The 26,232-nt window shown below is 45.9% G+C and carries 23 protein-coding genes and 1 riboswitch; of the genes, 15 read left to right on the top strand and 8 right to left on the bottom strand.

Annotated elements, in window-relative coordinates:
* Positions 1 to 50 precede the first annotated feature (50 nt).
* Positions 51 to 404 (top strand): bifunctional dihydroneopterin aldolase/7,8-dihydroneopterin epimerase, encoded by a 354-nt coding sequence (gene folB, locus Xmir_RS08530; RefSeq protein WP_099114110.1) that lies wholly within the window; start codon positions 51 to 53, stop codon positions 402 to 404.
* Between the two features lie 84 nt (positions 405 to 488).
* Here folB and Xmir_RS08535 read toward each other — a convergent pair whose 3' ends face one another.
* Both Xmir_RS08535 and Xmir_RS08540 read right to left on the bottom strand, forming a co-directional pair.
* Positions 489 to 1,679 (bottom strand): multifunctional CCA addition/repair protein, encoded by a 1,191-nt coding sequence (locus Xmir_RS08535; RefSeq protein ID WP_099113964.1) that lies wholly within the window; start codon positions 1,677 to 1,679, stop codon positions 489 to 491.
* A gap of 15 nt (positions 1,680 to 1,694) precedes the next feature.
* Positions 1,695 to 2,315, bottom strand: a complete 621-nt coding sequence (locus tag Xmir_RS08540) for a TIGR04211 family SH3 domain-containing protein (protein WP_099113965.1) — start codon at positions 2,313 to 2,315, stop codon at positions 1,695 to 1,697.
* Positions 2,316 to 2,586: 271 nt separating this feature from the next.
* Here Xmir_RS08540 and Xmir_RS08545 point away from each other — a divergent pair, with 271 nt between their 5' ends.
* From Xmir_RS08545 to Xmir_RS08560, 4 genes are all read left to right on the top strand, one after another.
* Positions 2,587 to 3,555 (top strand): CYTH domain-containing protein, encoded by a 969-nt coding sequence (locus Xmir_RS08545; protein ID WP_099113966.1) that lies wholly within the window; start codon positions 2,587 to 2,589, stop codon positions 3,553 to 3,555.
* 75 nt (positions 3,556 to 3,630) lie between these two features.
* Positions 3,631 to 6,477, top strand: a complete 2,847-nt coding sequence (gene glnE / locus Xmir_RS08550; RefSeq protein WP_099113967.1) for a bifunctional [glutamate--ammonia ligase]-adenylyl-L-tyrosine phosphorylase/[glutamate--ammonia-ligase] adenylyltransferase — start codon at positions 3,631 to 3,633, stop codon at positions 6,475 to 6,477.
* 88 nt (positions 6,478 to 6,565) lie between these two features.
* Positions 6,566 to 7,990, top strand: a complete 1,425-nt coding sequence (hldE, locus tag Xmir_RS08555) for a bifunctional D-glycero-beta-D-manno-heptose-7-phosphate kinase/D-glycero-beta-D-manno-heptose 1-phosphate adenylyltransferase HldE (RefSeq protein WP_099113968.1) — start codon at positions 6,566 to 6,568, stop codon at positions 7,988 to 7,990.
* 168 nt (positions 7,991 to 8,158) lie between these two features.
* On the top strand, positions 8,159 to 8,962 hold the full coding sequence (locus Xmir_RS08560; RefSeq protein WP_099113969.1) for a M15 family metallopeptidase: 804 nt from the start codon (positions 8,159 to 8,161) through the stop codon (positions 8,960 to 8,962).
* A gap of 70 nt (positions 8,963 to 9,032) precedes the next feature.
* Here Xmir_RS08560 and ubiK read toward each other — a convergent pair whose 3' ends face one another.
* The gene (gene ubiK, locus Xmir_RS08565; RefSeq protein ID WP_099113970.1) at positions 9,033 to 9,308 is read right to left on the bottom strand and encodes a ubiquinone biosynthesis accessory factor UbiK; all 276 of its coding nucleotides are present in this window, start codon (positions 9,306 to 9,308) and stop codon (positions 9,033 to 9,035) included.
* Between the two features lie 135 nt (positions 9,309 to 9,443).
* Positions 9,444 to 9,623: riboswitch (FMN riboswitch) on the top strand.
* 118 nt (positions 9,624 to 9,741) lie between these two features.
* Between ubiK and ribB the strand changes: the two genes are divergently transcribed.
* Both ribB and ygiD read left to right on the top strand, forming a co-directional pair.
* Entirely contained in the window at positions 9,742 to 10,395 is a 654-nt protein-coding gene (gene ribB, locus Xmir_RS08570) for a 3,4-dihydroxy-2-butanone-4-phosphate synthase (RefSeq protein WP_099113971.1), read from the top strand.
* 362 nt (positions 10,396 to 10,757) lie between these two features.
* On the top strand, positions 10,758 to 11,534 hold the full coding sequence (gene ygiD, locus Xmir_RS08575) for a 4,5-DOPA-extradiol-dioxygenase (RefSeq protein ID WP_099113972.1): 777 nt from the start codon (positions 10,758 to 10,760) through the stop codon (positions 11,532 to 11,534).
* Between the two features lie 5 nt (positions 11,535 to 11,539).
* On the opposite strand, the gene Xmir_RS08580 is transcribed toward ygiD, so the two are convergent.
* From Xmir_RS08580 to tolC, 3 genes are all read right to left on the bottom strand, one after another.
* Positions 11,540 to 12,700, bottom strand: coding sequence for a glutathionylspermidine synthase family protein (locus Xmir_RS08580; RefSeq protein ID WP_099113973.1), 1,161 nt, complete (start codon positions 12,698 to 12,700; stop codon positions 11,540 to 11,542).
* A gap of 6 nt (positions 12,701 to 12,706) precedes the next feature.
* Complete coding sequence (locus tag Xmir_RS08585; RefSeq protein ID WP_099113974.1) at positions 12,707 to 13,408, bottom strand: DUF1190 family protein; 702 nt, start codon at positions 13,406 to 13,408, stop codon at positions 12,707 to 12,709.
* 173 nt (positions 13,409 to 13,581) lie between these two features.
* Positions 13,582 to 14,952: an outer membrane channel protein TolC gene (gene tolC, locus Xmir_RS08590; RefSeq protein WP_099113975.1), complete on the bottom strand. Its 1,371-nt coding sequence runs from the start codon at positions 14,950 to 14,952 to the stop codon at positions 13,582 to 13,584.
* A gap of 217 nt (positions 14,953 to 15,169) precedes the next feature.
* On the opposite strand from tolC, the gene nudF reads away from it, so the two are divergent.
* The 8 genes from nudF to folA all read left to right on the top strand — a co-directional run bounded on the left by nudF (position 15,170) and on the right by folA (position 24,969).
* On the top strand, positions 15,170 to 15,805 hold the full coding sequence (gene nudF, locus Xmir_RS08595) for an ADP-ribose diphosphatase (protein WP_099113976.1): 636 nt from the start codon (positions 15,170 to 15,172) through the stop codon (positions 15,803 to 15,805).
* A gap of 104 nt (positions 15,806 to 15,909) precedes the next feature.
* Positions 15,910 to 16,749, top strand: coding sequence for a 3',5'-cyclic-AMP phosphodiesterase (cpdA, locus tag Xmir_RS08600; protein WP_099113977.1), 840 nt, complete (start codon positions 15,910 to 15,912; stop codon positions 16,747 to 16,749).
* Positions 16,749 to 17,357 (top strand): esterase YqiA, encoded by a 609-nt coding sequence (yqiA, locus tag Xmir_RS08605; protein ID WP_099113978.1) that lies wholly within the window; start codon positions 16,749 to 16,751, stop codon positions 17,355 to 17,357. The genes cpdA and yqiA overlap by 1 nt, the downstream gene beginning before the upstream one ends.
* A 73-nt stretch (positions 17,358 to 17,430) precedes the next feature.
* Positions 17,431 to 19,326 (top strand): DNA topoisomerase IV subunit B, encoded by a 1,896-nt coding sequence (gene parE / locus Xmir_RS08610; protein ID WP_099113979.1) that lies wholly within the window; start codon positions 17,431 to 17,433, stop codon positions 19,324 to 19,326.
* Positions 19,327 to 19,381: 55 nt separating this feature from the next.
* A complete protein-coding gene (gene parC, locus Xmir_RS08615) occupies positions 19,382 to 21,634 on the top strand; it encodes a DNA topoisomerase IV subunit A (RefSeq protein WP_099113980.1) in 2,253 nt (750 codons plus the stop codon).
* A 67-nt stretch (positions 21,635 to 21,701) separates the two neighbouring features.
* Positions 21,702 to 22,433 (top strand): 1-acylglycerol-3-phosphate O-acyltransferase, encoded by a 732-nt coding sequence (locus tag Xmir_RS08620; protein WP_099113981.1) that lies wholly within the window; start codon positions 21,702 to 21,704, stop codon positions 22,431 to 22,433.
* Positions 22,434 to 22,768: 335 nt separating this feature from the next.
* The gene (gene ftsP, locus Xmir_RS08625; RefSeq protein WP_099113982.1) at positions 22,769 to 24,199 is read left to right on the top strand and encodes a cell division protein FtsP; all 1,431 of its coding nucleotides are present in this window, start codon (positions 22,769 to 22,771) and stop codon (positions 24,197 to 24,199) included.
* A 284-nt stretch (positions 24,200 to 24,483) separates the two neighbouring features.
* The gene (gene folA, locus Xmir_RS08630) at positions 24,484 to 24,969 is read left to right on the top strand and encodes a type 3 dihydrofolate reductase (protein ID WP_099113983.1); all 486 of its coding nucleotides are present in this window, start codon (positions 24,484 to 24,486) and stop codon (positions 24,967 to 24,969) included.
* 45 nt (positions 24,970 to 25,014) lie between these two features.
* Here folA and apaH read toward each other — a convergent pair whose 3' ends face one another.
* Both apaH and apaG read right to left on the bottom strand, forming a co-directional pair.
* The gene (gene apaH, locus Xmir_RS08635; protein ID WP_099113984.1) at positions 25,015 to 25,842 is read right to left on the bottom strand and encodes a bis(5'-nucleosyl)-tetraphosphatase (symmetrical) ApaH; all 828 of its coding nucleotides are present in this window, start codon (positions 25,840 to 25,842) and stop codon (positions 25,015 to 25,017) included.
* Positions 25,843 to 25,844: 2 nt separating this feature from the next.
* Positions 25,845 to 26,222, bottom strand: a complete 378-nt coding sequence (apaG, locus tag Xmir_RS08640; RefSeq protein WP_099113985.1) for a Co2+/Mg2+ efflux protein ApaG — start codon at positions 26,220 to 26,222, stop codon at positions 25,845 to 25,847.
* Positions 26,223 to 26,232: the final 10 nt, after the last annotated feature.

Here is a 26,232-nt window from a genome sequence, read left to right on the forward strand (position 1 = left end):
TTTCGTCGGAAGTGGTATCTGGCGAACCGAAAAACGGGGAAAAGGGCGTGATGGATATCGTATTTATTGAAGAATTAACAGTGACTACCACGATCGGTGTTTATGACTGGGAACAAACAATTAAGCAGAAATTAGTGTTCGATATCGAAATGGGATGGGATAACAAACGAGCCTCTTCCAGTGATAATGTTGAGCACTGTCTGGATTATGCCAAGGTAAGCCAAGCCGTGATTAACCATGTGGAAAACCAACGTTTTGCCTTGGTCGAGCGGGTGGCGGAAGAAGTCGCGGACATTTTATTGACTCAATTTCATTCACCTTGGGTAAGGATCAAAGTCAGTAAACCGGGAGCGGTTGCACAGGCAAAAAGTGTCGGTGTGGTCATTGAGCGGAGTGCAGGTTAATTAGCTGGTTACTTAGTCGCTCATATTAAAAAAGCGTCCCAATTTAATGAATTATCGGAACGCTTTTTTATTTATTATCGGCAACTAACCGATTGAATGCTGTTTCCAGTTTTCAATGGCGAAGCGTCGCTGACGTTCTAATTCTGTGCGAATTTCCGCGCCTTGAAATCCACGGGCAATCACTTCTTGGACGCTGACTTGGCTGGCAAGGGTAAACACTTTGCGTAAATAATTGCCTTGTGGATAGGATGCCGTTTCCGAGCCGGTATAGCCACGGTAATCTGCTTCACTACAGATAATTAATTGTTCGATTCGTTGTGGCTTACGCCAGGCATCCACAGCATTAAACAAGGCTAATAGGGTTTCGGGAGATAATTGCTCTGCGGTATGTACCCAACTGTGGTATTGCGCCACAATTGTGGCTAAGTCGCGTACTGAGTTGGGAATACGCAGCCGTTCGCACATTTGCTTCACTGACATGATGCCGATATGGCTGCATAGTGAGGCGAAACGAATATCTGCCTCTTCGCTCAATTGGGTAGATATGTGCAAAACTTGCAGTGAGTGAAGCCCGGCATCAAGCCTGAGATGCGTTTTTTCCTGTTGTTCGTCCCGTAATGGCAGAAGAATGCCAAACAAATTATCAACTTCAGGAAAAAGAACAGCCAATGCGCCGCAATCGCGTAGCACTTGAAAATAGACCTGTGGTGATTGTGTGGCGAGTGCTTTTTCAGTTTCCCGCCAAACTCGTTCCGCGGTTAATGATGATAACTCACCGCTTGCGACCATCTCTGCAATCAGTGATTGGGTTTCCGGTGCAATGGCAAAGCCTAAATGGGCAAAGCGGGCGGCAAAACGGGCCAAGCGCAGTACACGCAAGGGATCTTCTGAAAACGCGGCGGAAACATGCCGCAAAGTGCGATTTTTGAGATCATCGGCACCATGATAAGGATCAAACAATTCGCCTTCAGGTGTTTGGGCCATGGCGTTAATTGTTAAATCACGGCGCAGCAGATCTTCTTCCAGTGTCACATCGGGAGCAGCATAACAGGTAAAACCGGTATACCCCTGACCAGATTTTCTTTCTGTACGTGCCAGTGCATACTCTTCATAGGTTTTAGGGTGCAGGAAGACGGGGAAATCTTTCCCAACCTGTTGATATCCTTTTGATAGAAGTGTCTCTGGATTCCCGCCGACGATCACCCAGTCCCTTTCAGTAACGGGCAGCCCCAATAATTGATCGCGAACGGCGCCGCCAACCAAATAGACTTTCACTCTTGCTTCCTTAAATCAGCTCATCCAGCGATCTTTCTTTTTGCGGCGTGGAATAATGTGCGGCAATACCAATCCCAAAATCAGGCCGATTCCAGCCACGCCACCGCCATAGGTAAACCACTGTAAGATAATTTCTCTTTGTTTATCATCCAGTTGTAAATTAGCGGCTTCTACCTTTTTCTCAGCGATGGTTAATTTACTCTGGAGCTGTGCATTTTCTTTTTTCAGATCATTGATGATCTTATCGCTGGTCGCTACCTTGTTTTGTAACTCAGCGGTGCGTTTATTCCACGTATCATCAATATTTGCCAAATTCTCGGTCAGCGTTTTGATTTTTTGATCCATAGCTGGCAGGCGTTCACGCAGGCTTGGAATGGCACTGAGTTCACTTGCGAGGATCCAGCTTGTACGTCCTTTGTGGTCTTTTACCTGAAAGAAACCATTTTCTGATTTTGAGCTGAGCAGGATGACTTCTTCACCGGAACTCAGTGAGCCAATGATACGGTTTTGAATGCTTGGGCCGCTACGAATGTAGGCTGATAATTCATCAGAAACATAACGTGTTTCTTCAGCGTGTACGGATAATGGTAGCGTGAAACCCAACAATAAGATAAATAATCGATGTAGTTTTTTCATTCTGTATTCAACTGTCTCTTTGTGTATGGACCAATCGTGATTCAAACTACTCAAATAATAGTAAAGAGTTAAGTTTGTGGGTGCAATCAGTAAACCAGAATCAATCCTCTCTCAACTGACCGAATACAGACCTTGTTAGGGGGTTTTTTAACAAGGTGAGCATGATGATTGTTGAGATAACACCCTATTGTGGTTTATTTTTCTCTTTTGTTAACGCAAGTGTGAACAGTATATAAAAAATTCTGTTATATGAATTGAGGAATAAAAAAATATGAGTTCTGTAGAGATAGAGTTGAAACTGTCTGTTAAGCCTGATGCGATATCAGCAGTTCGCCAGCAGTTATTTCAGCTTCCTCATCAACACACTTCACCAGAGCATTTGACAAATATTTATTTTGAGACGCCGGATAATAAGTTGCGGCGCTGGGATATGGGGTTGCGCATCCGTGGTTTTGACGGGCACTATGAGATGACAATCAAAACCGCAGGTAAAGTGATTGGTGGGTTGCACCAGCGTCCCGAATTCAATGTTCCCCTGCATCATCCTGAGCTGGATTTAACACAGTTTCCCTCGCATATCTGGCCTGAAAATACTGATCTTGTACAGCTGCAAGCTGAATTGACCGTATTATTCAGCACCGATTTCACTCGTGAAAAATGGCTTGTGACTTATGGGCAGAGTGAAATTGAAGTGGTGTTGGATCAAGGAAGTATTTTCTCTGGAAAGGCAGGTTCTGGAAAGCAGACATCACCCATTTGTGAGTTTGAGTTGGAGCTGATAAACGGCAATATCACCGATATTCTGTCATTGGCGGATACACTGGCATCACAGGATGGGCTGCGTTTAGCGAATAAAAGCAAAGCAGCACGGGGATATGCACTTGCTCATGGTTTGTCGCATAAGGCGTTATCATGTGTCCCTGAGGAATTGGAATGGCAGCAGCCATTGTCTGTGCTTCTGCCTGAAATTTTGATGCAATGGCAGGAACAGGAAGAAGGATGGTTGGCGGGACTGAACGAAGGTAAAACGGGATTGATTCGTGTTGTACATTCGGTGATGCAGCTCACTGAAAAGCAGACCGGACATTTACCCGCACTGGAACGATTGTCTGATTTACTCTCCGAATTAAGGAAGCGCTTATCTACTGCCGATGCAGAAGCAGAAATGTTGTGTTACAGCGCTTCATGGCTGCAATGTAAGCTGGCGTTAACCCAATGTTTGATGGCTCAGTCTCGATAAATTCAGTGTTATTACCATCATGATTAGCATGTTGGTAATAAGCGGTAATAAACGGTAATCAAGGGAAACCCAGTCATGTTGCCATTTTCATCACCTTTAGCTCAGCAATTACAGCGTGTCATCGCGAATTTCCAGCCATTAGAGGGAACCGTCGCGCCTTTTTCACTTCATGAACAGGCTGTCCTGTCATTAAGTGATTTTGTGGCAGAAAATTTACTTTCTCACCCCGCATGGCTGGAGGATATCCGCCAGAATCCGCCGCAACCGGATGAATGGCAATGTTATTCCCACTGGTTAGCACACGCATTGTCTACGGCAAATGATGAAAATGGATTGATGCGGGTTTTGCGCCTGTTCCGTCATCGGATGTTGGTCAGGACTGCATGGTCACAGGCTTTGCAGAGCAGCACGACAGAACAGACTTTACAGCAGTTAAGTATGCTGGCTGAAACCCTGATTGTCGCCGCTCGTGATTGGCTTTACCTGCGTTGCTGTCAGGATTGGGGAACGCCGACCAATAGTGATGGCGTGGCACAACCGTTGTTAATTCTGGGAATGGGTAAATTGGGCGGCGGAGAACTCAATTTTTCCTCTGATATCGACCTTATTTTTGCTTATCCGGCAAATGGCGTCACCCAAGGCGGACGCCGTGAAATGGATAACTCCCAGTTTTTTACTCGCATGGGGCAGAAGCTAATTAAGGTGTTGGATCAACAAACCGCAGATGGATTTGTTTATCGTGTGGACATGAGGCTGCGTCCGTTTGGTGACAGTGGGCCTTTGGTATTCAGTTTCCCTGCTCTGGAAGACTATTATCAGGAACAAGGGCGTGACTGGGAGCGTTACGCGTTGGTGAAAGCACGTATTTTGGGGCATGATGAGCAGGCTTATTCACAGGAATTGCGTCAGATGTTGCGTCCTTTTGTCTTCCGTCGCTATATCGATTTTAGCGTGATCCAGTCCTTGCGGAATATGAAGGGCATGATTGAGCGGGAAGTTCGCCGTCGTGGATTAAAAGACAATATTAAATTAGGCGCGGGCGGGATCCGGGAAATCGAATTTATCACTCAGGTTTTTCAGCTTATTCGTGGCGGAAGGGAGCCGAGTCTGCAATCCCGTTCATTATTGCCAACATTGAAGTCCATCGAAAACCTGGCGTTACTGCCACCGGAACAGGTAAGGCAGCTCGAAGAAAGTTATCTGTTCTTGCGTCGGCTGGAAAACCTGCTGCAATCGATCCGCGATCAACAAACACAAACCTTGCCGGATAATATATTGGATCGCGCTCGTTTATCCTGGGGAATGGGTTTTCCGGATTGGGATGCGTTGATGGCAGAAACAGAACGCAAAATGTATGCCGTGCGAGGTATTTTCCAGCTGTTGATAGGCGATGAAAGCGAAGAGAATGGTGAGGAAGCTAACCATGTGCCATTTAAAAGTTTATGGCAGGAGGCTTTGAACAGGGACGAACTCATCACATTGATCCCTCATCTTGATGCAGCAGAAGCCCGGAAAATGCTGGATGTAATCGCACTTTTTCGTCAGGACGTCAGTAAACGCACGATCGGCCCAAGGGGACGAGATGTACTTGACCAACTGATGCCACGTTTGTTGGCAAAAATTGGTGTGCGGGAGGATGCTAATACCGTTTTGGAGCGGATTATCCCGCTGTTACTCAGTATCGTCAGCCGAACGACTTATCTGGAACTGATGTTGGAATCAGAGCAAGTCATGGTTCACGTGATTCGCTTGTGTGCCGCTTCCCCGATGATTGCCAGCCAGCTTACCCGTCACCCCTTGCTGCTGGATGAGTTGCTCGATCCCAAATCGCTGTATCAGCCGTTGCCGATGGAAGCCTATCGCGATGAACTTTATCAATATTTGCTGCGTATCCCTGAAGATGATGAAGAGCAATTGCTGGAAGCATTACGTCAATTTAAGCAGGCCCAGTTATTGCGGATTGCAGCAGAAGACATTGTAGGTGCTTTGCCGGTGATGAAAGTGAGTGATCACCTGACTTATCTGGCAGAAGCCATTATTGGTGCTGTTGTGCAGCAGGCGTGGAACCAGATGGTCAAGCGCTACGGCACTCCTGTTCATTTATCCCGGCAAGGGGGGCTAGGATTTGCCATTATCGGTTATGGCAAATTGGGGGGCTGGGAGCTGGGTTATGGTTCCGATTTAGATCTGGTTTTCCTGTTGGATTGCCCAATGGGGGTCGTGACCGACGGTGCACGCTCTATTGATGCCCGTCAGTTTTATTTGCGCCTTGCTCAACGCATCATTCATCTGTTCAGTACTCGAACAGCGTCGGGAATATTATATGACGTTGATGCCCGTTTGCGTCCATCCGGTGAATCAGGAATGTTGGTCAGCACGCTTGAGGCTTTTGATGACTACCAGAAAAATGAAGCGTGGACTTGGGAACACCAAGCGTTGATTCGGGCGCGTATGGTTTTTGGCGATGAGAAAATGCGTAGTGACTTTGAGCGCATTCGTCGTGAAACATTATGTATTCCTCGCGACCCTGCGTTTCTGCGCCAGCAAGTGCGTGAAATGCGGGAAAAAATGCACCGGCATTTAGGCAGTCAGCAACAAGATCAATTTGATATCAAGGCTGATCCGGGCGGGATCACGGATATTGAGTTTATTGCCCAGTATCAGGTGCTGCGCTATGCGCCGGAAAATGCCAAATTGACCCGTTGGTCTGATAATGTGCGAATTTTCGAATTAATGGCGAATCATAATATTATGGATGAGCAGGAAGCGATGGCATTGACGCAGGCTTATATCACCATGCGTGATGAACTCCACCACCTTGCCTTGCAGACACTACCCAGCCGGGTTTCATCTGACCATTTTAGCCAGCAGCAGACATTGGTGCGTGATAGCTGGCAGAAGTGGCTAGCAGATAATTGTTGAAATTGTCGGTTTTGCTGTTGATCTTACTGGCATTCAGATGGGTTATGGTAATATCCACCACAGTTTATTTTGATATTTGGAGCATGGGATGAAAGTAACACTCCCTGATTTTCACCGCGCAGGTGTTTTAGTTGTCGGTGATGTTATGTTAGACCGCTATTGGTATGGCCCAACCAGCCGCATTTCACCGGAAGCACCGGTTCCCGTGGTTAAAGTGGAAACGATTGAAGAGCGTCCTGGTGGCGCGGCGAACGTCGCCATGAATATTGCGTCACTGGGGGCCAATTCACGTCTGGTCGGGTTGACGGGTGTTGATGATGCAGCAAGGGCATTGAACGAAAAACTCAGTAGTGTGAAAGTCCAATGCGATTTTGTTCCTGTTCCAACGCATCCAACTATCACAAAATTGCGTGTTTTGTCACGTAACCAGCAATTGCTTCGTCTGGATTTTGAAGAAGGTTTCCAGAACGTAGATGCTCAGCCGATGCTGGAGAAAATTCGACAATTTTTGCCACATATCGGGGCGTTGGTTCTGTCGGATTATGCAAAGGGAGCGCTGAACCAAGTTCAGGCAATGATTAAGCTTGCCAACGAAGCCGACGTTCCTGTGCTTATCGATCCGAAAGGCAGCGATTTTGAGCGTTATCGTGGTGCAACATTGCTCACGCCAAATATGTCAGAGTTTGAAGCGGTTGTAGGGCACTGTAAAGACGATGATGATCTGGTACAGAAAGGCACGCAACTGGTACAGGATCTGGAACTGAAAGCGTTGCTGATCACACGTTCTGAGCGTGGTATGAGCTTGCTGCGAGTCGGGCAGACACCTCTGCATTTGCCAACTCAGGCACAGGAAGTTTTTGATGTCACGGGTGCGGGCGATACCGTAATTGGGGTATTGGCAACGGCTCTTGCTGCTGGCAAGCCGCTGAATGAAGCTTGTTACCTTGCCAATGCGGCGGCAGGTGTTGTGGTTGGCAAGTTGGGAACTTCTACTGTTTCGCCTGTCGAACTGGAAAACGCCGTGCGTGGACGTGCAGAAACCGGGTTTGGCATAATGAGCGAAGCTCAACTGAAAGAGGTGGTTGCACAGGCTCGTCAGCGCGGCGAACGTATTGTGATGACTAACGGCTGTTTTGATATCCTTCACGCCGGACATGTTTCTTACCTGTCCAATGCGCGCAAATTAGGTGATCGTTTGATTGTTGCCGTTAATAGCGATGCTTCCACCAAGCGACTGAAAGGGGAAACTCGCCCGGTCAACCCACTGGAACAGCGTATGATTGTGTTATCGGCACTGGAATCCGTGGATTGGGTTGTGGAGTTCGAAGAAGACACACCTCAGCGTTTAATTGCTGGTATCCTGCCGGATATTTTGGTCAAAGGTGGTGATTACAAACCAGAAGAGATCGCCGGTAGCGAAGAAGTTTGGGCGGCTGGTGGCGAAGTTAAGGTATTGAACTTCGAAGATGGTATTTCAACAACCAATATCATTAAAACCATTCAGCGCCAGTAAGTTTGGCATTGTATCCGTTATGCTTGTTTGTGAGCATAACGGCATATATCTTTTATTTCTTAAGTTACTTATCATTTTTTCTTTCGATAATACAAAAATGAATAATTTACTTGGGTAAAATAATAATTATGATAATAAATTGTTTAATTTATTATTCGTGATTGGTTTATGAGACTATTTAAATTTACTTTCTTATTTTTTATGTTGTTTCCTGTTTATGTTTCAGCGAAAATATCTTCAATCACACAGAAAGATTGCCAGAAAATGGAATTATCTGGTGTGATAACAGAAAATAATCCCATTCCTTGTCACCGATTAAATGTCGTTAATTTTAAATACATTGATCTTTCCGGAAATGAAAATACGGGTGAAATAGTGGTGCTTGATATATTTTCACCGCAGGTTGAGAATATTTTTAACGAATTGTTGTTAGCCAATTTTCCGATACATAAGGCATTACCCATGGAACACTATAATGGTGATGATCAAGCCTCTATGCGCGATAATAATTCATCGGCATTTAATGGAAGGAAAATAACAGGGGCTTCGTCATGGTCAAAGCATGCGTATGGTGCCGCTATAGATATTAATCCCGTGCAGAACCCATTCTTAGGCTTTAATCAATCTGGTGTTCCCTATGTTTTACCCGAAGCGGGTGCAGAAAAATATCTCAATAGAATAGAAAAGAGACCGGGAAAAGAGGTCAGAGAAGGGATGGCAGAAAAAGTCATTGATATCTTTCTGTCGAATGGTTTTATGCGGTGGGGAGGATATTGGGATACGCCTATAGATTACCAACATTTTGAAGTGGGAAGCGTCGGTTTCATTGAAGACTTATTAAAAAAACCATTATCTGTAGCAAGGGCGGAATTCAAAGATTATGGAGATAAATATAAGGCGTGTATGAAAGACTCAAATCAAAATGACAGAGATATTATTCGAGTGAAATGTATAGAGAAAAATATAAGATGATTTTTTATGTTAAAAATAAAGGGAAACGATGGAGGAGAACGAAGCTACGATAGCTATTCTCCTCTCACCATTATTCAGCCTGCTCGGTTTTTTTGTCTGAACCTTCCAGACGGGCTTCCAATTCAGTCAGGCGTTGTTCCAGCGCAACCAACTTTTCACGTGTACGCAGAAGAACTTGTGTTTGGACATCAAACTCTTCACGGTTGACAAGATCCAGCTTGCTCAGTTGAGATTGCAGAACGGTACGTAATTTTTTTTCTACGTCGTCACCAAACTCTTTGACACCTTTTGGCATTGCATTGTGGATTTGGCGGGCAATTTGTTCAATTTTCTTTGGATCAAGCATGATGATCATCCTTTTAGGCATAATTGTGTTGGCAGTATTCTAATACTTGATGATGAAAGCATAAATGATTGCGAGCCAGGTTTCATATTTGATTTTGTAGATTGCCCCTACAGATTATTAGCGCTATAGTGAAATTGTTTATCTCAGGGCAGGGTGAAAGTCCCTACCGGCGGTAACATGAAATGATCGAATGATAATTTTATGAAGCCCGCGAGCGCTCTGTTTGTTGTTGTCCGTAACGAAATAAAACAGAGGTCAGCAGATCCAGTGTGATTCTGGAGCCGACGGTGATAGTCCGGATGGGAGAGAATAACAGCATCAATCGAGTGCTTGCGCTCGTCTGTTGTTTTTGTTGCCGTATTTTTGTGCAGCATGAACTCCTCAAAATTGCCCTGATTCTGGTAATCCATACATTTAAAGAGGTTTCTTTACCATGAATCAGACGCTACTTTCCTCATATGGGACGCCATTTGAACGTGTTGAACGTGCGCTTGTTGCTTTGCGTGCGGGTCAGGGTGTGATGGTATTGGATGATGAAAATCGTGAAAATGAAGGCGATATGATTTTCGTTGCCGAAACAATGACGGTAGAGCAAATGGCATTAACCATCCGTCATGGCAGTGGAATTGTTTGCCTTTGCCTGACCGAAGAACGCCGTCAGCAGCTAAATTTGCCCATGATGGTCGAAAATAATTCCAGTCAGTACCAGACAGCTTTCACTGTCACCATTGAAGCCGCACAGGGGGTAACCACCGGCGTGTCTGCGGCAGATCGCATCACCACGATCCAAGCCGCCATTGCAGACGGTGCTCAACCAAACGATCTAAATCGGCCTGGACATGTTTTTCCTTTGCGGGCGCAACCGGGAGGCGTATTGACTCGCCGTGGTCATACTGAAGCCACCATTGATTTGGTTAAATTGGCCGGTTTCAGGCCTGCGGGAGTACTGTGTGAATTGACAAACGACGATGGTTCAATGGCCCGTGCACCTGAAGTGATTGAATTCGCAAAACTGCATGGTATGCCGGTAGTCACTATCGAAGATTTGGTGGACTATCGCTTAAAAATAGCAAAGGCGGCGAGTTAATAGCCTCCCTAATTAGGTTACTTTAAGACACCAATTCATCATGATGTGTAAGAGATATTGTTTTCCTTATATGGATAGAAAATAGTGGATGGAAAACAAATCAAATAGAGTATATCGGTTATACTCAACAGATTTTGAGTTACTGTGCGGTGTCACAGTAACTTGAAAGATGGGGAAAAATATCGCATGCACGTATGAAAGGCTACAGCCCATCTTCTGTGGCCTTTCAGTATTTTTGAAACACTCCATCATTTTTGATTGACTGTATTCAGGGAAGAAAAGTCTTAATCTTGTCATAGTCTTTTTACCATAACGCACAATCCATTATTCTAAATGTTTAATTTGCTGTATAAGGGGCGAGAATGAGTCTCCTGAGAATGCCTGCATTGTTCATTGGTCATGGTAGCCCAATGAATGCCATTGAAGATAACTGCTATTCACGCGCTTGGTTTGAGCTGGGGAAAAAATTGCCCAGACCAAGAGCGATTCTTGTGATTTCTGCTCACTGGTATACGGAAGGTACAGCAGTGACAGCCATGGCTCAGCCCAGAACGATCCACGATTTTGGTAATTTTCCCAGAGAGTTACATGAGAAACAGTATCCGGCCAAAGGGTATCCTGAATTCGCTGTATTGGTACAAGATATTCTGGAGCCGATTGAAGTCGAGACTGATTTTAAAGACTGGGGATTGGATCATGGCTCTTGGGGAATATTGGCTAAAATGTATCCTGATGCAGATATTCCCGTTGTCCAATTGAGCATGGATCGCACTCAGCCTGCGTCTTTTTATTACGAAATAGGCAAAAAATTAGCCCTGCTTCGTGATGAAGGCGTCTTAATTATGGGAAGTGGTAATGTTGTACATAATTTGCCGGCCGCGGTATCGGGGGCAGAGCCTTTCCCATGGGCACTCTCTTTTGAGCAGTTTGTGCGTGAGAGCTTAACCAGCTTTGAAGAACCTCATCCTTTGGTTAGTGCTTTGGATAGGGAAGATGGTCAGCTATCTAATCCAACACCAGAACACTTCCTGCCGTTGCTGTATGTGATGGGGACATGGGATAAAAAAGAGCCGATTTCAATCCCGGTTGAGGGTATTGAAGACGGCTCCTTGAGTATGTTGTCTATTCAGATTGGATAATTGAATTAATCCAAAATAATATGCGGGTAGAAACGTGACAGATCTTGAGTTATTAACTCTCGATCTTCACGGATACAGATACCCGCCGATTGATCATCCACCAACCAACTCCCCACCAACACATAGCTATCGCCAAATTTTGGCAATGAATGAAATTGCTGAACGATCATGCCTTCTTCCCCATAGGGGCCATCGGCACTGGCTATTTCCCGTCCATTTTCGATGATACGAATATTAGCACCTTCACGGGAAAACAGTGGCTTAATAACATAGCTATCCATATCTGTAGGGCGTTCATCCGCAAAATAAGCAGGCAGCAGATTAGGATGATTCGGGAACATTTTCCACAGCATTGGCAATAATGCTTTGTTGGAGATAATACTTTTCCATGCCGGTTCCAGCCAACGCACACCCGCATCAGCCAGTTTGGTGGAGAACATCTCACGCAACATAAATTCCCACGGATACAGTTTAAACAGATTGCCGATCACTTGATCCTGTAAGTCAGTAAACTGCCCTTTTTCACCCAGCCCGATATCTTCAATAAACAGGAATTCGGTTGGAATACCGGCTTCCGCAGCACAGTCCTGTAAATATTGGATGGTGCCACGATCTTCCTCAGTATCCTGACAGCAGGCCATATGCAGCAGGCCAAATCCATGTTTTTCACGTAACTGCACAAAACGATCAATCAACTTTTCTTGCAGGCTGTTGAACTGATCTGCATCTGACGACAGGTTACCGGCATTGATCTGGTCTTCCAGCCAGATCCACTGAAAGAAAGCGGATTCATACAGAGACGTCGGGGTATCGGCGTTGTTTTCCAGTAACTTGGGCGGATTTTTGCCATCATAGGCTAAATCCAGACGGGAATAGAGTGAAGGTTGGCTGGTTACCCATGAAGAGCGGATAAACTCCCAGCAGTGTTTTGGGATCTGAAATTTTGTCAGCAGCTCTTCGCTGTTGACCACTTTTTCCACGACCTGCAAACACATTTGGTGCAGTTCTGCTGTCGCATCTTCAATGTCTTCAATCTGGTTCAGAGTGAACTGGTAATAAGCATCTTCACTCCAGTAAGGCTGACCATACATAGTATGAAAGTTAAAGCCATATTCTTCAGCCTTTTCGCGCCAATCCGGGCGCTCGGTAATACCAATGCGTTTCATCTTTAATTAACCACCCATAGAACGGGAAGAACTGGAACTTGAGCTGGCAGACGAACGCTGCATGGCTGATTGTTTCGCCACAGATTCACCGAATCCACCGCGGGTAATCGTGGTTGTGGTGGCGGGTTTTGGGGCCATCGCGGTTTTTGGCACCGTCATGCTGCGACCACCTGCGGTAGCAGGGCCATAGCTTTTACCTGTCGCATCAACAAACTTGCCGTTAGCCGGGCTGGAAGCTGATTTTGAGGTAAACAGCGGTTGTGATGGTGCAGAGCTGCCGCCCATTAAGCGACCCATCATGTAACCCGCCATCAACGGCATCCAGAAACTGCCACTGTTGCTTTGTGCCTCAGCCTGAGTTTGACCGATGCCTGCCTGAGCAGGGGTTTGAGTACATTGCTGTTCACCGAATTCAGCCACACACTCTTCACGAGAGGCATATTTCGGTGCGGTTTTTTCCGCTTCTTTCAAGGCATTATTGTAAGCAGTCTTACATTGTTCACTTTGAGAAGGATTCGCCTGAGAGCACTCATCGGCATTGGTATAGAGTGACACCGTTTCATCATTTTGTTCACAGGCAGAAAGCATGAAAACAGCACTGACAGCGAGCGCTACAGGTGTCAGACGATAGCTTCGCCACGTTTTGCGGAAAGAATCGCGGTTTATCTCTTTTGTCCGTTTCCTGGGTGTTAAAGGAATAATTGTCATAGGGGGCATCCATCTTAAAGGTATCTGATTAAGAGCGTGTCCCACGTAGGATATCCAGGGGATTGGCTCTCTGGGATATGCTTAAAAAGCAGCCCACACAATCGGCGGGCTGCTTTCTTTAGTATAGCGTCTTTAATATAACGTTTTTTAATGTAAAACGATAGAATATTAAATCAGCGAATTGATGGTGTTTCCATCTCTTTAATGATATTGCTGGCAGAGGTTGAGATTTGCGTGCCTAACATTTTGTTCAGCTCTATCAAATCATTTTCATTCAAAGTGCCACGAGCCAGTTGGTTACCTAATTGGGAAAGCAGGTAATCGTAGCGTGCCTTAGACAGATTCTGTTTGGCTTGATAAAGTTTGGTTGTCGATTCCAGCACATCAACGATAGTACGGGTTCCTACCTGATAACCGGCTTCCATTGAATCCAATGAGCTTTGTGCAGAAAGTACCGCCTGCTTGTTGGCGTCAACACTACTGATCGCCGCAGAAATATTGTTGGTAGAGGAATGCACTTCTTGTGTGACTTGGCGATAAGTGTTTTCCAAGTTCTGGCTGGCACTGACGAAATTATATTTTGCTTGTTCTACTTGAGAATAGGTAGCTCCACCACTGAATAAGGGGAGGCTTAAGGATACTCCAACAGAGTTATTCCCGTTGTAGGTATTTTCGTATTGAGCGCCACGGGTATGACTGTTGCTGATGCCTGTAGATGCAGTTAATTCAACAGTTGGCATATAGCCTGTCTGTGATTCCTTGATCTGTTCGCGGCTTAGATCTTGTTTTAAACGCGCTGACAGCAGGCTCAGGTTACTGGCTTCTGCTTCTTTTAGCACTTTATCAGCAGACTCTGGCTGTTTAGTTTTAAATTGATCAATATTCAATGAAGCCAGTTGTGGATAGTAAGTACCGGTAATCATGCGTAGTTTTTCCAACGCATTGTCCAGAGTGTTACGATCAGAAACCTCTTGTGCTCGAATTGAATCATACTGGGCGCGGGCATTCTGTACGTCAGTAATGGCAACCAGACCGACATTAAAACGTTGGGTAGTTTGATCCAACTGACGATATAGTGAGGCTTTCTGGGCTTCTCTATATGTCAAGGCATCAATACTATTCAGAACGTCAAAATAAGCTTTGGCGGTCTCCAGAATTAATTTTTGTTGAGCTGTTTGGTAATCGATATCGGCAATACCAGCACGTTTCTCAGATTGATTTAGCTGATTCCATTTCGCCATGTTAAAGATGGTTTGGGTCAATTGCAGTTTAGCGCTGCTACTACGACCTTCTGATTGTTTATCTTTTGGAACTCGAAAACTTTTGTTGTAATCAACACCCGCACTCAGCCCCAACTGAGGCAATAAAGTACTACGCGTTTCATTAATCTTTTCAACTACTGAATTGCGATCAGCTTGTGCCTTAAGCAATTCCGGGTTTGTTTCTTTTGCCTGCTGATAAATCTGGAGTAAATCCGCAGCATGGCTTGAAGTACTAAAACCTACCAGATTCATAGCAATAAAAAGAGAGAGCAATTTTTTCATTTGCGTTCCTTGTTGTGCAGCTATTTTGCTTAAGTTGCCTCTGCATCAAAACTAAATACCACAGATTCTAGCAGAAAATACCAATAAGGCAGGGTGGCTGTTTGTGCCATATTGCCTCATTTTTCAACTTGTTTGTATCATCAAAATGAATTTATTTAGACAATGTAGAAAAATACCTTTTAATAATAGGAAATTTTAAAAATAATCAGGAGCCTTTATGAAAGAAGATCTTTCCCCGTCACGCACTTTTACAAAACAAGATGTTGAAGTTATTTCCCAAAAAACGCTCTATCGCGGTTTTTTTACCATGACGGAGTATCAATTCAGGCATCGCCTGTTCCGGGGTGGTTGGAGCGAAACCGTTAAACGCGAGGTTTTTGAACGCGGTCATGCGGGGGTTTTACTGCCTTATGATCCGGTACGCGATGAAGTCGTTTTGATTGAACAAATCCGCATCCCTGCGGTTGAAACCAGTGATACACCGTGGTTGCTGGAAGTGATTGCCGGCATGATCGAAGAGGGCGAAGAGGCTGAACAGGTCGTGCGCCGTGAGGCAGTGGAAGAGGCAGGTATTGACGTTAAGCGCTGTCAACCTGCGTTGAGTTATCTTTCCAGCCCTGGCGGTACAACAGAGCGCATGCACATCTTTGTTGGTGAAGTGGATGCTTCTACTGCGTCAGGCGTTCATGGTCTGGAAGGTGAGCATGAAGACATTCGCGTTCTGGTTGCCAGCCGTGAACAGGCTTACCAGTGGGTGGAAGAGGGGATTATTGATAATGCCGCTTCGGTTATTGCAATACAGTGGCTTGCGTTGCACCATGAAAAACTGAAGAGAGATTGGTTGGGGGAATAATTCCTAATTTATGCTGGAAAACGGGAAGTGTGCCCCAGTCAGCAGATCTTTTACATAAAGACACGCTAGAATAATCCTTATGATCGACAGGAAAAGGAAACCATTTGGAAAGCCTGCTTGAAATACCTGTGGCAGAAGGCGCCACAGCCAGAATACTGCAAATCACTGATACGCATCTTTTCGCCAATAAAGGCGATTCACTGCTGGGAATCAATACTTATCGTAGCTATCATGCTGTGTTGGATAAGATCCTTGAGCAGAATCTTGATATTGATTTGATCGTTGCGACAGGTGATTTGGTTCAGGATCAGACAATCAATGCCTATCAGCATTTTGCTGAGGGGATTGCCCGTTTGCCTGCGCCTTGTGTTTGGCTGCCCGGTAATCATGATTATCAGCCGGCGATGGTTGATACGTTGGCAGCAGCAGGGATTTCGCCTTCCAAGCAGATATTTATCGGCCAGCATTGGCAATTGATTATGTTGGATAGTCAGGTGCAGGGCGTTCCTCATGGAGAATTGACGGATTATCAGCTCGAATGGATGAATAAATGTCTGGATAAGCACAGTGAGCGCCATACCATTGTCATGTTGCACCATCATCCCATTCCTTCTGGGTGTACATGGTTGGATCAGCACAGCTTGCGTAATGCCCCTGAATTATCAGAGTTTTTGAAAGGCAGAACACAAGTGAAAGCCATACTGTGCGGGCATATCCATCAGGACGTTGATGAAATGTGGAATGGCATTCGTGTTATGGCAACACCATCAACCTGTGTGCAATTTAAGCCGCATTGTACTAATTTTATGCTTGATACAGTGGCTCCGGGATGGCGTTACCTCGAACTGTCTGTGGCTGGCAACAAAGAAGCAAGTTTGCAAACACAGGTTCACAGGCTTAAGAGTAACGAGTTTTGCCCGGATTTAGATTCGGACGGGTATTAATGTCAACGTTACTTTATCTACATGGTTTCAATAGCTCACCCCAATCAGCGAAAGCCAATGCGCTGAAAACATGGTTGCACCAGCAGCATCCTGAAATTGAGATGCTGACGCCGCAATTACCGCCTTATCCTGAAGAGACGGCGACCTTGCTGGAGGAACTGGTGATGGAGCGCGCCGGTGAAAATATCGGTCTGGTGGGCTCTTCCCTTGGCGGCTATCTGGCTATCTGGCTTTCCCAGTGTTTTGGATTGCCTGCCGTGGTCGTTAACCCTGCGGTACGCCCATTCGATTTGCTTCAGGATTATCTCGGGGAAAACGTGAATCCCTATACCGAAGAGCGGTATACTCTCGAACAAAGCCACATACATGATCTCAAAGTGATGCACATTGACCCGCTGGAATCGCCCGATCTTATCTGGTTATTGCAGCAAACCGGGGATGAAGTGCTCGACTACCGTCAGGCCGTTGCTTACCTGATGCAGTGCCGGCAAACGGTTGAATCTGGTGGGAATCATGCTTTTGTTGGCCTCGAATACTATTTCCCTCAAATCATCAATTTCTTGGGTCTGACCAGTGGCAATAGTAAAAAAATTGCCAAAAATAGGTAAGCGACTGGTATTATCAACAGTATATCAATACTGATTGGCCCTCTAATAACGAAGCAACCGACAGAATTACAACATGACTCAATCTAGTTACAACGCAGAGGCCATTGAAGTCCTCAGTGGCCTGGAGCCAGTTCGTCGTCGTCCCGGCATGTATACCGATACAGCCCGCCCGAACCATCTGGCACAGGAAGTGATCGATAACAGTGTGGACGAAGCTCTGGCTGGTCACGCGAAGCATATTGAAGTAATCCTTCACAGCGATCAGTCTCTGGAAGTGATAGATGATGGCCGTGGTATGCCGGTTGATATCCATCCTGAAGAAAAAGTTTCTGCTGTTGAATTGATCCTCACCCGCCTGCATGCGGGGGGAAAATTTTCCAATAAAAATTACCAGTTTTCTGGTGGTTTGCATGGTGTTGGGATCTCGGTGGTCAATGCCCTGTCCAAACGGGTAGAGGTCACGGTTCGTCGCAACAGTCAGGTTCATCAGATCGCTTTTGAACATGGCGAAAAAGTACAAGAGCTGGACGTTATCGGCAGTTGCGGTAAGCGCAACACCGGAACCAGTGTTCACTTCTGGCCGGATGAAAGCTATTTCGATATCCCCCGTTTTTCTGCGACTCGTTTGACACATTTGCTGAAAGCCAAGGCGGTATTGTGTCCGGGTGTTGAAATTGTCTTTAAGGACAAATTGAGCGATACAGAGCAGAAATGGTGTTATGCCGACGGGCTGACAGATTATCTGCTGGAAGCCGTTAATGGGTTGGTCACGTTGCCACAAGCACCTTTTGTAGGCACACTCCGCGGGGATACTGAAGCGGTTGACTGGGCATTGCTTTGGTTGCCGGAAGGCGGAGAATTACTGGCAGAAAGTTACGTCAACCTGATCCCGACAGTACAGGGGGGAACCCACGTTAATGGCTTACGCCAAGGTTTGCTTGATGCCATGCGTGAGTTTTGTGAATTCCGCAACATTCTGCCACGTGGCGTTAAACTCTCGGCTGATGATATCTGGGATCGCTGTGCTTACGTGTTATCCCTAAAAATGCAAGATCCGCAATTTGCAGGGCAAACCAAAGAACGCCTCTCTTCGCGTCAGTCTGCGGCTTTCGTTTCTGGTGTGGTGAAAGATGCGTTCAGCCTGTGGTTGAACCAGCATATTCAGGAAGCAGAACAACTGGCTGAAATGGCGATTGCCAGTGCGCAACGCAGAATGCGTGCGGCGAAGAAAGTTGTACGTAAAAAGCTGACCAACGGCCCTGCATTGCCGGGTAAATTAGCAGATTGTACCGCTCAGGATCTCAGTATCACGGAGCTGTTTCTGGTGGAAGGGGATTCGGCCGGCGGCTCTGCTAAACAAGCCCGCGATCGTGAATTTCAGGCAATTATGCCGCTGCGTGGAAAGATCCTGAATACATGGGAAGTTTCTTCCGATGAAGTACTGGCTTCGCAGGAAGTGCATGATATTTCTGTTGCGATTGGTATCGATCCAGATAGTGACGATTTAAGCCAGCTTCGCTACGGTAAAGTCTGCATACTGGCGGATGCAGATTCGGATGGATTGCACATTGCCACCCTGCTGTGTGCCCTATTTGTCCGCCACTTTCCGACGCTGGTAAAACGTGGACATGTCTATATGGCAATGCCGCCACTGTACCGTATCGACCTCGGCAAAGAAGTGCATTATGCGCTGGATGAAGGGGAAAAGAGCGCCATACTCGATCGCTTGAGTCGCAAACGGGGTAAGCCGAATGTCCAGCGCTTTAAAGGCTTGGGTGAAATGAACCCAATGCAGTTGCGCGAAACCACGTTAGATCCCAACACTCGCCGTCTGGTGCAGTTGACTATCGACGATGATAATTATCAGGAAACCCTTTCAGTCATGGATATGCTTCTGGCGAAAAAGCGCTCAGAAGATCGCCGCAACTGGCTGCAAGAGAAGGGTGATTCCATCGATATTGAAGTTTAGCGCATTGAGATATAGCGCAATAGATAGTCAATACAGATTCTGAGGAAATTAATACATGAGTGAGATAACTCACGATGGTGTGGAGCGCCAGCCGCTTCACACATTCACTGAAAACGCCTATTTGAACTACTCCATGTACGTCATCATGGACAGGGCGTTGCCTTTTATCGGTGATGGTTTAAAACCTGTTCAGCGCCGTATTGTCTATGCGATGTCAGAACTGGGGCTGAGCAGCAGCGCCAAATTTAAAAAATCTGCCCGTACTGTGGGTGACGTGCTGGGTAAATACCATCCGCATGGGGATGGTGCATGTTATGAAGCTATGGTTCTGATGGCTCAGCCTTTCTCATACCGTTATCCGCTGGTTGATGGGCAAGGTAACTGGGGTGCCCCGGATGATCCGAAATCTTTTGCGGCGATGCGTTATACCGAATCCCGGTTGTCCAAATATGCTGAATTGCTGCTGAGTGAGTTGGGGCAAGGCACGGTGGATTGGGTGCCAAACTTTGATGGCACATTGCAGGAGCCGAAAATGTTGCCTGCACGCCTGCCTAATATTCTGTTGAACGGTACTACCGGCATTGCCGTTGGTATGGCTACGGATATTCCACCGCATAATGCCCGTGAAGTGGCGAATGCGCTGATTGCCATGCTGGATAAGCCTGATCTATCGCTTGATGAGGCAATGGAGTATGTCAAGGGGCCGGATTATCCCACCGAAGCCGAGATCATCACGTCAAAAGAAGATATTCGCAAGATCTACAAAAATGGCCGTGGTTCGGTGCGTATGCGGGCGGTTTGGTCGAAAGAAGAGGGCAACGTTGTCATTACTGCCCTGCCACACCAAGTGTCCGGTGCGAAAATTTTGGAGCAGATCGCTAGCCAAATGCGGGCGAAAAAACTGCCAATGGTGGATGATCTACGCGATGAATCTGATCACGAAAACCCAACCCGCTTGGTGATTGTTCCACGCACGAATCGTGTTGATGTCGAACAAGTCATGAACCATCTGTTTGCGACGACTGATCTGGAAAAAAGCTATCGCGTTAACCTCAATATGATCGGTTTGGATAACCGTCCTGCGGTTAAAGGCTTGGTTGAGATCCTCAGTGAGTGGCTGGTTTTCCGTCGTGAAACAGTGCGTAACCGTCTGAATCACCGCTTGGAAAAAGTCCTTAAACGTTTACATATTCTGGAAGGGTTGTTAGCGGCTTATCTTAACATTGACGAAGTCATCCACATGATTCGCAATGAAGATGAACCAAAGCCAGTGCTGATGCAGCGTTTTGAATTAACCGAAACGCAGGCCGAAGCAATTCTGGAGCTGAAATTGCGTCACTTGGCGAAATTGGAAGAAGTCAAAATTCGTGGCGAGCAGGATGAATTAGCGAAAGAGCGTGACAAACTTCAGGCGATTTTGGGTTCCGAACGTAAATTAAATACCTTGCTGAAAAAAGAGATTATTGCCGATGCTGAAAGCTACGGTGATGTTCGCCGCTCCCCGTTGAAAGAGCGCATGGAAGCGAAAGCCATGAGCGATCATGACATCCTGCCATCTGAGCCCATTACGGTTGTTATGTCTGAAATGGGCTGGGTGCGCAGTGCGAAAGGGCATGAAATTGATCCGGCCGGCTTGAATTATAAGTCTGGTGACAGCTTCCGCAGTGCAGTACGTGGTAAAAGTAACCAACCTGTGGTCTTTATTGATAACACCGGGCGTAGTTACTCTATAGATCCGTTGGATTTGCCATCAGCCAGAGGCCAGGGTGAACCGTTGACGGGGAAATTGGCATTGCCGGCTGGAGCATCCGTTGAGCATCTTCTGATGGCGAAAGAAGAACAGAAACTCCTGATGGCATCAGATGCAGGTTATGGTTTTATCTGTACTTTCAGTGACCTGATTGCTAAGAACCGCGCAGGTAAGGCGTTGATTACCCTGCCTGAGAACGCCAAGGTGATGTTGCCGTTGGAAATTAACAACGAGCAGGATGATATGCTGCTGGCGATAACCAAAGCAGGTCGCGTGTTAATGTTTCCTGTAGCGGATCTTCCTCAGCTTTCCAAAGGCAAGGGCAACAAGATTGTGTCTATTCCCGCAGCTCAGGCCGCATCAGGGGAAGATATGCTGAGTTGGTTGCTGGTGCTGCCTCCACAATCCACCATTACGCTCTACTTTGGTAAGCGTAAATTGCAACTCCGCCCAGAGGACTTACAGAAATTCAGGGCAGAAAGAGGGCGTAAGGGAACTTCACTGCCTCGTGGATTACAGCGCGTGGAACGTGTTGAAGTAGAAACGCCTAACCAATAAGTTAAGTAACAACAAAAATCATAATTGCGGGCCAGTATGATACTGGCCTGCTCTGCAAGAGGCCGTTATGCTAGCAATCATTCGTGGAATTATTGTTATTCTGTTTACAATCCTGATCTTTATTTTTGGTTGTATCTACTGTTTATTCAGTCCGCGCAATCCACGTCATGTGATGACTTTCGGCCATGCGTTTGGCAAACTGCATAAAATATTTGGTATTAAACTAGTGGAACGTATTCCAGCAGAAGCTCAGAAATACGGGCCTAGCATTTATATCGCTAATCATCAAAACAATTACGACATGGTTACCATGTCTAATGCAGTGCAGCCACGTACCGTCACTGTGGGCAAGAAAAGCCTGGTTTTTATTCCGTTTTTTGGTCAGCTTTATTGGTTGACAGGCAATATTTTGATCGACAGAGAAAACCGCACAAAAGCACACGGTACAATCTCACAGGTTGTTGACCAAATTACCAAAAAACAGGTTTCTGTCTGGATGTTCCCGGAAGGAACGCGCAGTCGCGGTCGCGGATTATTGCCGTTTAAAACAGGGGCCTTTCATGCCGCCATTGCAGCAGGTGTACCTATCGTGCCAGTGTGTGTTTCTTCAACACACGATAAAATAAAACTGAATCGTTGGAATAATGGCACTGTGATTGTCGAAATGTTACCTCCGATTGATACCACGAAATATACCAAAGAACAGGTTCGTGAATTGGCGGGGCATTGTCGGCAAATGATGCAATCTAAAATTGAAGAATTGGATAAAGAAGTTGAGGCGCTGAATAAGCGAGGATAATTTCAGATGACGATAAAATGGCCGAAATCGTCAAATATATTTCCCCACACTTTGGATGGATTTTGGCTATCAATTTAAGATATTTTTAGAATTTATTTCCCATTCGCGATATGATTGCGTTTAATAACTTAATGTTTTTATTAAACGCAATCGATAGAATAATAAATCCTGATAGCCACAATATCGGGATATTCATCCCAGTAATTATTTGAGTTTTTTAGTCATTAGTTAGTGTTTGCGTTTACATAAGCAATCATTGTGGGTTGCTATTCTTGTTATTGCTTGTCGTAGATACTATTTCTTGTCGTAGATACTATTCCTGCTGTGGAGAAAGTATGTCACTGAGTCGACGCCAGTTTATTCAGGCATCTGGTTTGGCAATGTGTTTAGGGGCGCTTCCTTTTGCGGTTCGAGCCAATAAAAATCAACAAACGAAATTGCCACTTCCCCCCTTACTGGAACCCCGAGGCGGACAACCTCTCTTTTTAGCCATACAGAAAGCCAAATGGTCATTTAATGGTCAGAATAAAGTTCATGTTTGGGGCATCAACGGACACTATCTGGGGCCGACTATCCGGGTTCGTCGAGGAGACGATGTCAAACTGATATATAGCAACCGTCTGTCTGAACCGGTTTCAATGACGGTAGGTGGTTTACTGGTGCCCGGAACCCTGATGGGGGGGGCGTCCCGTTTGATAGCACCGGGTGAAAATTGGTCGCCGGTTATCCCGATAGATCAACCTGCGGCTACCTGTTGGTATCATGCCAACACACCACACCGAATGGCACGGCATGTTTATACTGGTCTGGCCGGAATGTGGCTGGTGGAGGACGAAAGCAGCCGTGGTTTGCCTTTACCTGAACATTATGGCGTTGATGATTTCCCTGTTATTTTGCAGGATAAACGGCTGGATAATTTTGGCGTACCACAATATGACCCGCCAGCTAATCAGGGTTTCCTTGGCGATACTTTAGTGGTTAACGGGGTTGAAAATCCTTTTGTTGAAGTTGCCAGAGGTTGGGTCAGGCTACGTTTGCTGAATGCTTCTAATGCCCGGCGATTTCAATTAGAACTCAGCGATGGGCGTCCTTTCTATATGGTTGGCACTGATCAGGGGTTGTTGCCTGCGCCTGTAGCCATACAGCAACTGCCACTTGCCCCGGGCGAACGTCGTGAAGTCTTGGTTGATATGTCGAAAGTGGAAAGTGTCACTATTACTGCGGGAGAATCCGCAAGCGTGATGGATCGTCTGAAAGGGTTGTTTGAACCTTCAACCAAATTGTTATCCACCACAGTATTGACACTTAAAGCCAGTGGTTTGCTCCCACTGGTGACGGATCAATTACCTTCTCAGCTCGTGCTGGATAATACACAAATCAATTCTTCTATCCGAAGCAGGCAGCTAGCTTTGGGAGATTATTCGCAGGGGATTAATGGTTCAGTGCTGAATGAACATCGAACCGACATAGCTAGCCAGCAAGGTGCATGGGAACGTTGGATAATCACAACCTCAACACCCCAGCCTTTCCATATCGAAGGCGTAAGATTTAAAGTTATCAGCCTTAATGGCAATCGCCCAGAGCCACAGGATTATGGTTGGAAAGATACTGTCTGGATTGATGAACGGGCAGAACTACTGGTCAATATGATGCAGCCCTCTTATGAGAATTTCCCCTTCATGTATTACAGCCAGATACTGGAAATGGCGGATCGTGGAGTTGCAGGACGACTAATTGTTAACCCTGCCAGCTTCGGCATTGGATAAAAACCGCATTGAGGAATAGTAACCTTTAGAAATAAATAACCTTGAGAAATGGCAGCAGCTCAGAATGGCAATGAAAAGCGGTGGTGGATACCCCATCCGATTGAGCCGGGCTGCGATGAGAGTGCTTTTTTGCTAACCAGAAGTTGATTACGCTATAAATTGCTTAACATTTAGAGTGTAGTCTAACAATTTGTTCTGAATAAATTGCTAATTTTATCGACTGAGCGTAACCCTTTCCGTATAGTGTCCCAAATTTTCATACTACTTGCCTGTAAGGTGACTTAATGAATATCAGCTTGATTGCTGCGATGGCCATGGATCGAGTTATTGGTATGGAAAATTCCATGCCGTGGACTCTGCCAGGTGATTTAGCCTGGTTCAAACGCAACACACTCGGAAAGCCGGTTGTGATGGGACGAGTTACTTATGAATCAATTGGCCGTCCTTTGCCGGGACGTCTGAATATCGTGATCAGCAGTCAACCTGCAAGCGATGATCGGGTCACTTGGGTAAGCTCCATCGAAGCTGCCTTAGCTGCGGCTGGTGATGTTGAAGAGATTATGGTGATGGGAGGAGGAAAAATTTATGAGCAGTTTATTCCTCTGGCTAACCGTATGTATCTGACTCACATTGATGCAGAAGTGATCGGTGACACGCATTTCCCTGATTATGAACCTGATGAGTGGAATTCAGTTTTTACTGAATATCACGATGAAGACGAAAACAATTCACACAGCTATTGTTTTGAAATCTTAGAACGCAGAAAGTGATTTTATTTTACGTGCGGAGTGCTTAGGCACTCCGGCGTCGTCAATTCAGTCTTTTGATTTTGTGAGCATTGAATCCTGACTGAAATACTGTTTATCTTCCCAACGTAGCATTGTCAACTTACCTCCCCAACAGCAGCCCGTATCCAGCGCATAAATACCATCGGGAGCACCTTGCCCTTCCAGCGCAGCCCAGTGACCAAACGCAATGGCATAATCTTCAGGAATGTTGCGCGGTAATTCGAACCAAGGTTTCAACGGAGCAGGGGCATTTTCGGGCTTAGATTTACAGATCATATCCAACTGACCATTTGGAAAACAATAACGCATCCGGGTCAGTGCATTGGTGCTGTAACGCAGCCGGGCAAGGCCACTTAATTCAGGGGCCCAGTTATTTGGCATATCCCCATACATTTCATTAAGAAATAAAGGGTAACTGTCACTGCGAAGAATGGCTTCCACTTCACGGGCGCATGTTTTGGCAGTTTCTAAATCCCATTGTGGGGTGAGCCCCGCATGGGCCATGACCAATTTCAACTCATCATCGATTTGTAACATTGGCTGTTTTCTCAGCCAATTTATCAATTCATCAATATCTGGTGCAGAGAGTAATTCATCCAGCAAGTCTTTCGGCTTATTACGGCTGATCTTTGCGTAAACCGCCAGCAAATGCAGATCGTGATTACCCAGTACCAGTTTAACTGCTGTGCCGAGCTGCTTGATATAACGAAGTACTGCCAGAGAGTCAGGGCCACGGGCAACCAAATCGCCCGTTAGCCACAATGTATCTTTGCCGGAATGAAAATCAACTTGTTCTAATAAGGCACGTAATTCACGGTAACAACCGTGAATGTCGCCGATAAGGTATGTCGCCATAATTAATTAATCAGTGTCGGAATTGCCAGTCGAAATACGGGAATGGTGGCACGAAATGGGTGGCCTTCGTGATCAATCATTTCATAATGACCTTCCATCGTACCCAGAGGTGTTTCCAGGATTGTCCCGCTGCTGTAGGTATATTCTGTTCCTGACGGGATCAAAGGTTGTTTCCCCACAACCCCTTCACCCTGAATTTCGGTCCGGTGACCATCACTGTTGGTTATGCGCCAGTAACGGCTAATCAGTTGCACTGGGAAATGCCCAAGATTGCGAATTGATATTGTATAAGCAAATACAAAGCGCTGTTGTTCCGGCTGTGATTGACTTTCTACATAGGTACTTTGTACTTGAATATAAATTCTTGGTTCATTGAGCATAAGTGCCTCC

This window comes from Xenorhabdus miraniensis (genome assembly GCF_002632615.1).

Excerpts from the sequence above, each read along its gene's own strand:
- apaG (WP_099113985.1), bottom strand. The coding sequence starts at position 26,222 with ATGCTCAATGAACCAAGAATTTATATTCAAGTACAAAGTACCTATGTA.
- nudF (WP_099113976.1), top strand. The coding sequence starts at position 15,170 with ATGAAAGAAGATCTTTCCCCGTCACGCACTTTTACAAAACAAGATGTT.
- yqiA (WP_099113978.1), top strand. The coding sequence starts at position 16,749 with ATGTCAACGTTACTTTATCTACATGGTTTCAATAGCTCACCCCAATCA.
- Xmir_RS08560 (WP_099113969.1), top strand. The coding sequence starts at position 8,159 with ATGAGACTATTTAAATTTACTTTCTTATTTTTTATGTTGTTTCCTGTT.
- Xmir_RS08540 (WP_099113965.1), bottom strand. The coding sequence starts at position 2,315 with ATGAAAAAACTACATCGATTATTTATCTTATTGTTGGGTTTCACGCTA.
- ftsP (WP_099113982.1), top strand. The coding sequence starts at position 22,769 with ATGTCACTGAGTCGACGCCAGTTTATTCAGGCATCTGGTTTGGCAATG.
- Xmir_RS08580 (WP_099113973.1), bottom strand. The coding sequence starts at position 12,700 with ATGAAACGCATTGGTATTACCGAGCGCCCGGATTGGCGCGAAAAGGCT.
- apaH (WP_099113984.1), bottom strand. The coding sequence starts at position 25,842 with ATGGCGACATACCTTATCGGCGACATTCACGGTTGTTACCGTGAATTA.
- hldE (WP_099113968.1), top strand. The coding sequence starts at position 6,566 with ATGAAAGTAACACTCCCTGATTTTCACCGCGCAGGTGTTTTAGTTGTC.
- tolC (WP_099113975.1), bottom strand. The coding sequence starts at position 14,952 with ATGAAAAAATTGCTCTCTCTTTTTATTGCTATGAATCTGGTAGGTTTT.
- glnE (WP_099113967.1), top strand. The coding sequence starts at position 3,631 with ATGTTGCCATTTTCATCACCTTTAGCTCAGCAATTACAGCGTGTCATC.
- folA (WP_099113983.1), top strand. The coding sequence starts at position 24,484 with ATGAATATCAGCTTGATTGCTGCGATGGCCATGGATCGAGTTATTGGT.
- Xmir_RS08585 (WP_099113974.1), bottom strand. The coding sequence starts at position 13,408 with ATGACAATTATTCCTTTAACACCCAGGAAACGGACAAAAGAGATAAAC.
- Xmir_RS08620 (WP_099113981.1), top strand. The coding sequence starts at position 21,702 with ATGCTAGCAATCATTCGTGGAATTATTGTTATTCTGTTTACAATCCTG.
- parC (WP_099113980.1), top strand. The coding sequence starts at position 19,382 with ATGAGTGAGATAACTCACGATGGTGTGGAGCGCCAGCCGCTTCACACA.
- ribB (WP_099113971.1), top strand. The coding sequence starts at position 9,742 with ATGAATCAGACGCTACTTTCCTCATATGGGACGCCATTTGAACGTGTT.
- parE (WP_099113979.1), top strand. The coding sequence starts at position 17,431 with ATGACTCAATCTAGTTACAACGCAGAGGCCATTGAAGTCCTCAGTGGC.
- Xmir_RS08545 (WP_099113966.1), top strand. The coding sequence starts at position 2,587 with ATGAGTTCTGTAGAGATAGAGTTGAAACTGTCTGTTAAGCCTGATGCG.
- folB (WP_099114110.1), top strand. The coding sequence starts at position 51 with ATGGATATCGTATTTATTGAAGAATTAACAGTGACTACCACGATCGGT.
- ubiK (WP_099113970.1), bottom strand. The coding sequence starts at position 9,308 with ATGCTTGATCCAAAGAAAATTGAACAAATTGCCCGCCAAATCCACAAT.
- ygiD (WP_099113972.1), top strand. The coding sequence starts at position 10,758 with ATGAGTCTCCTGAGAATGCCTGCATTGTTCATTGGTCATGGTAGCCCA.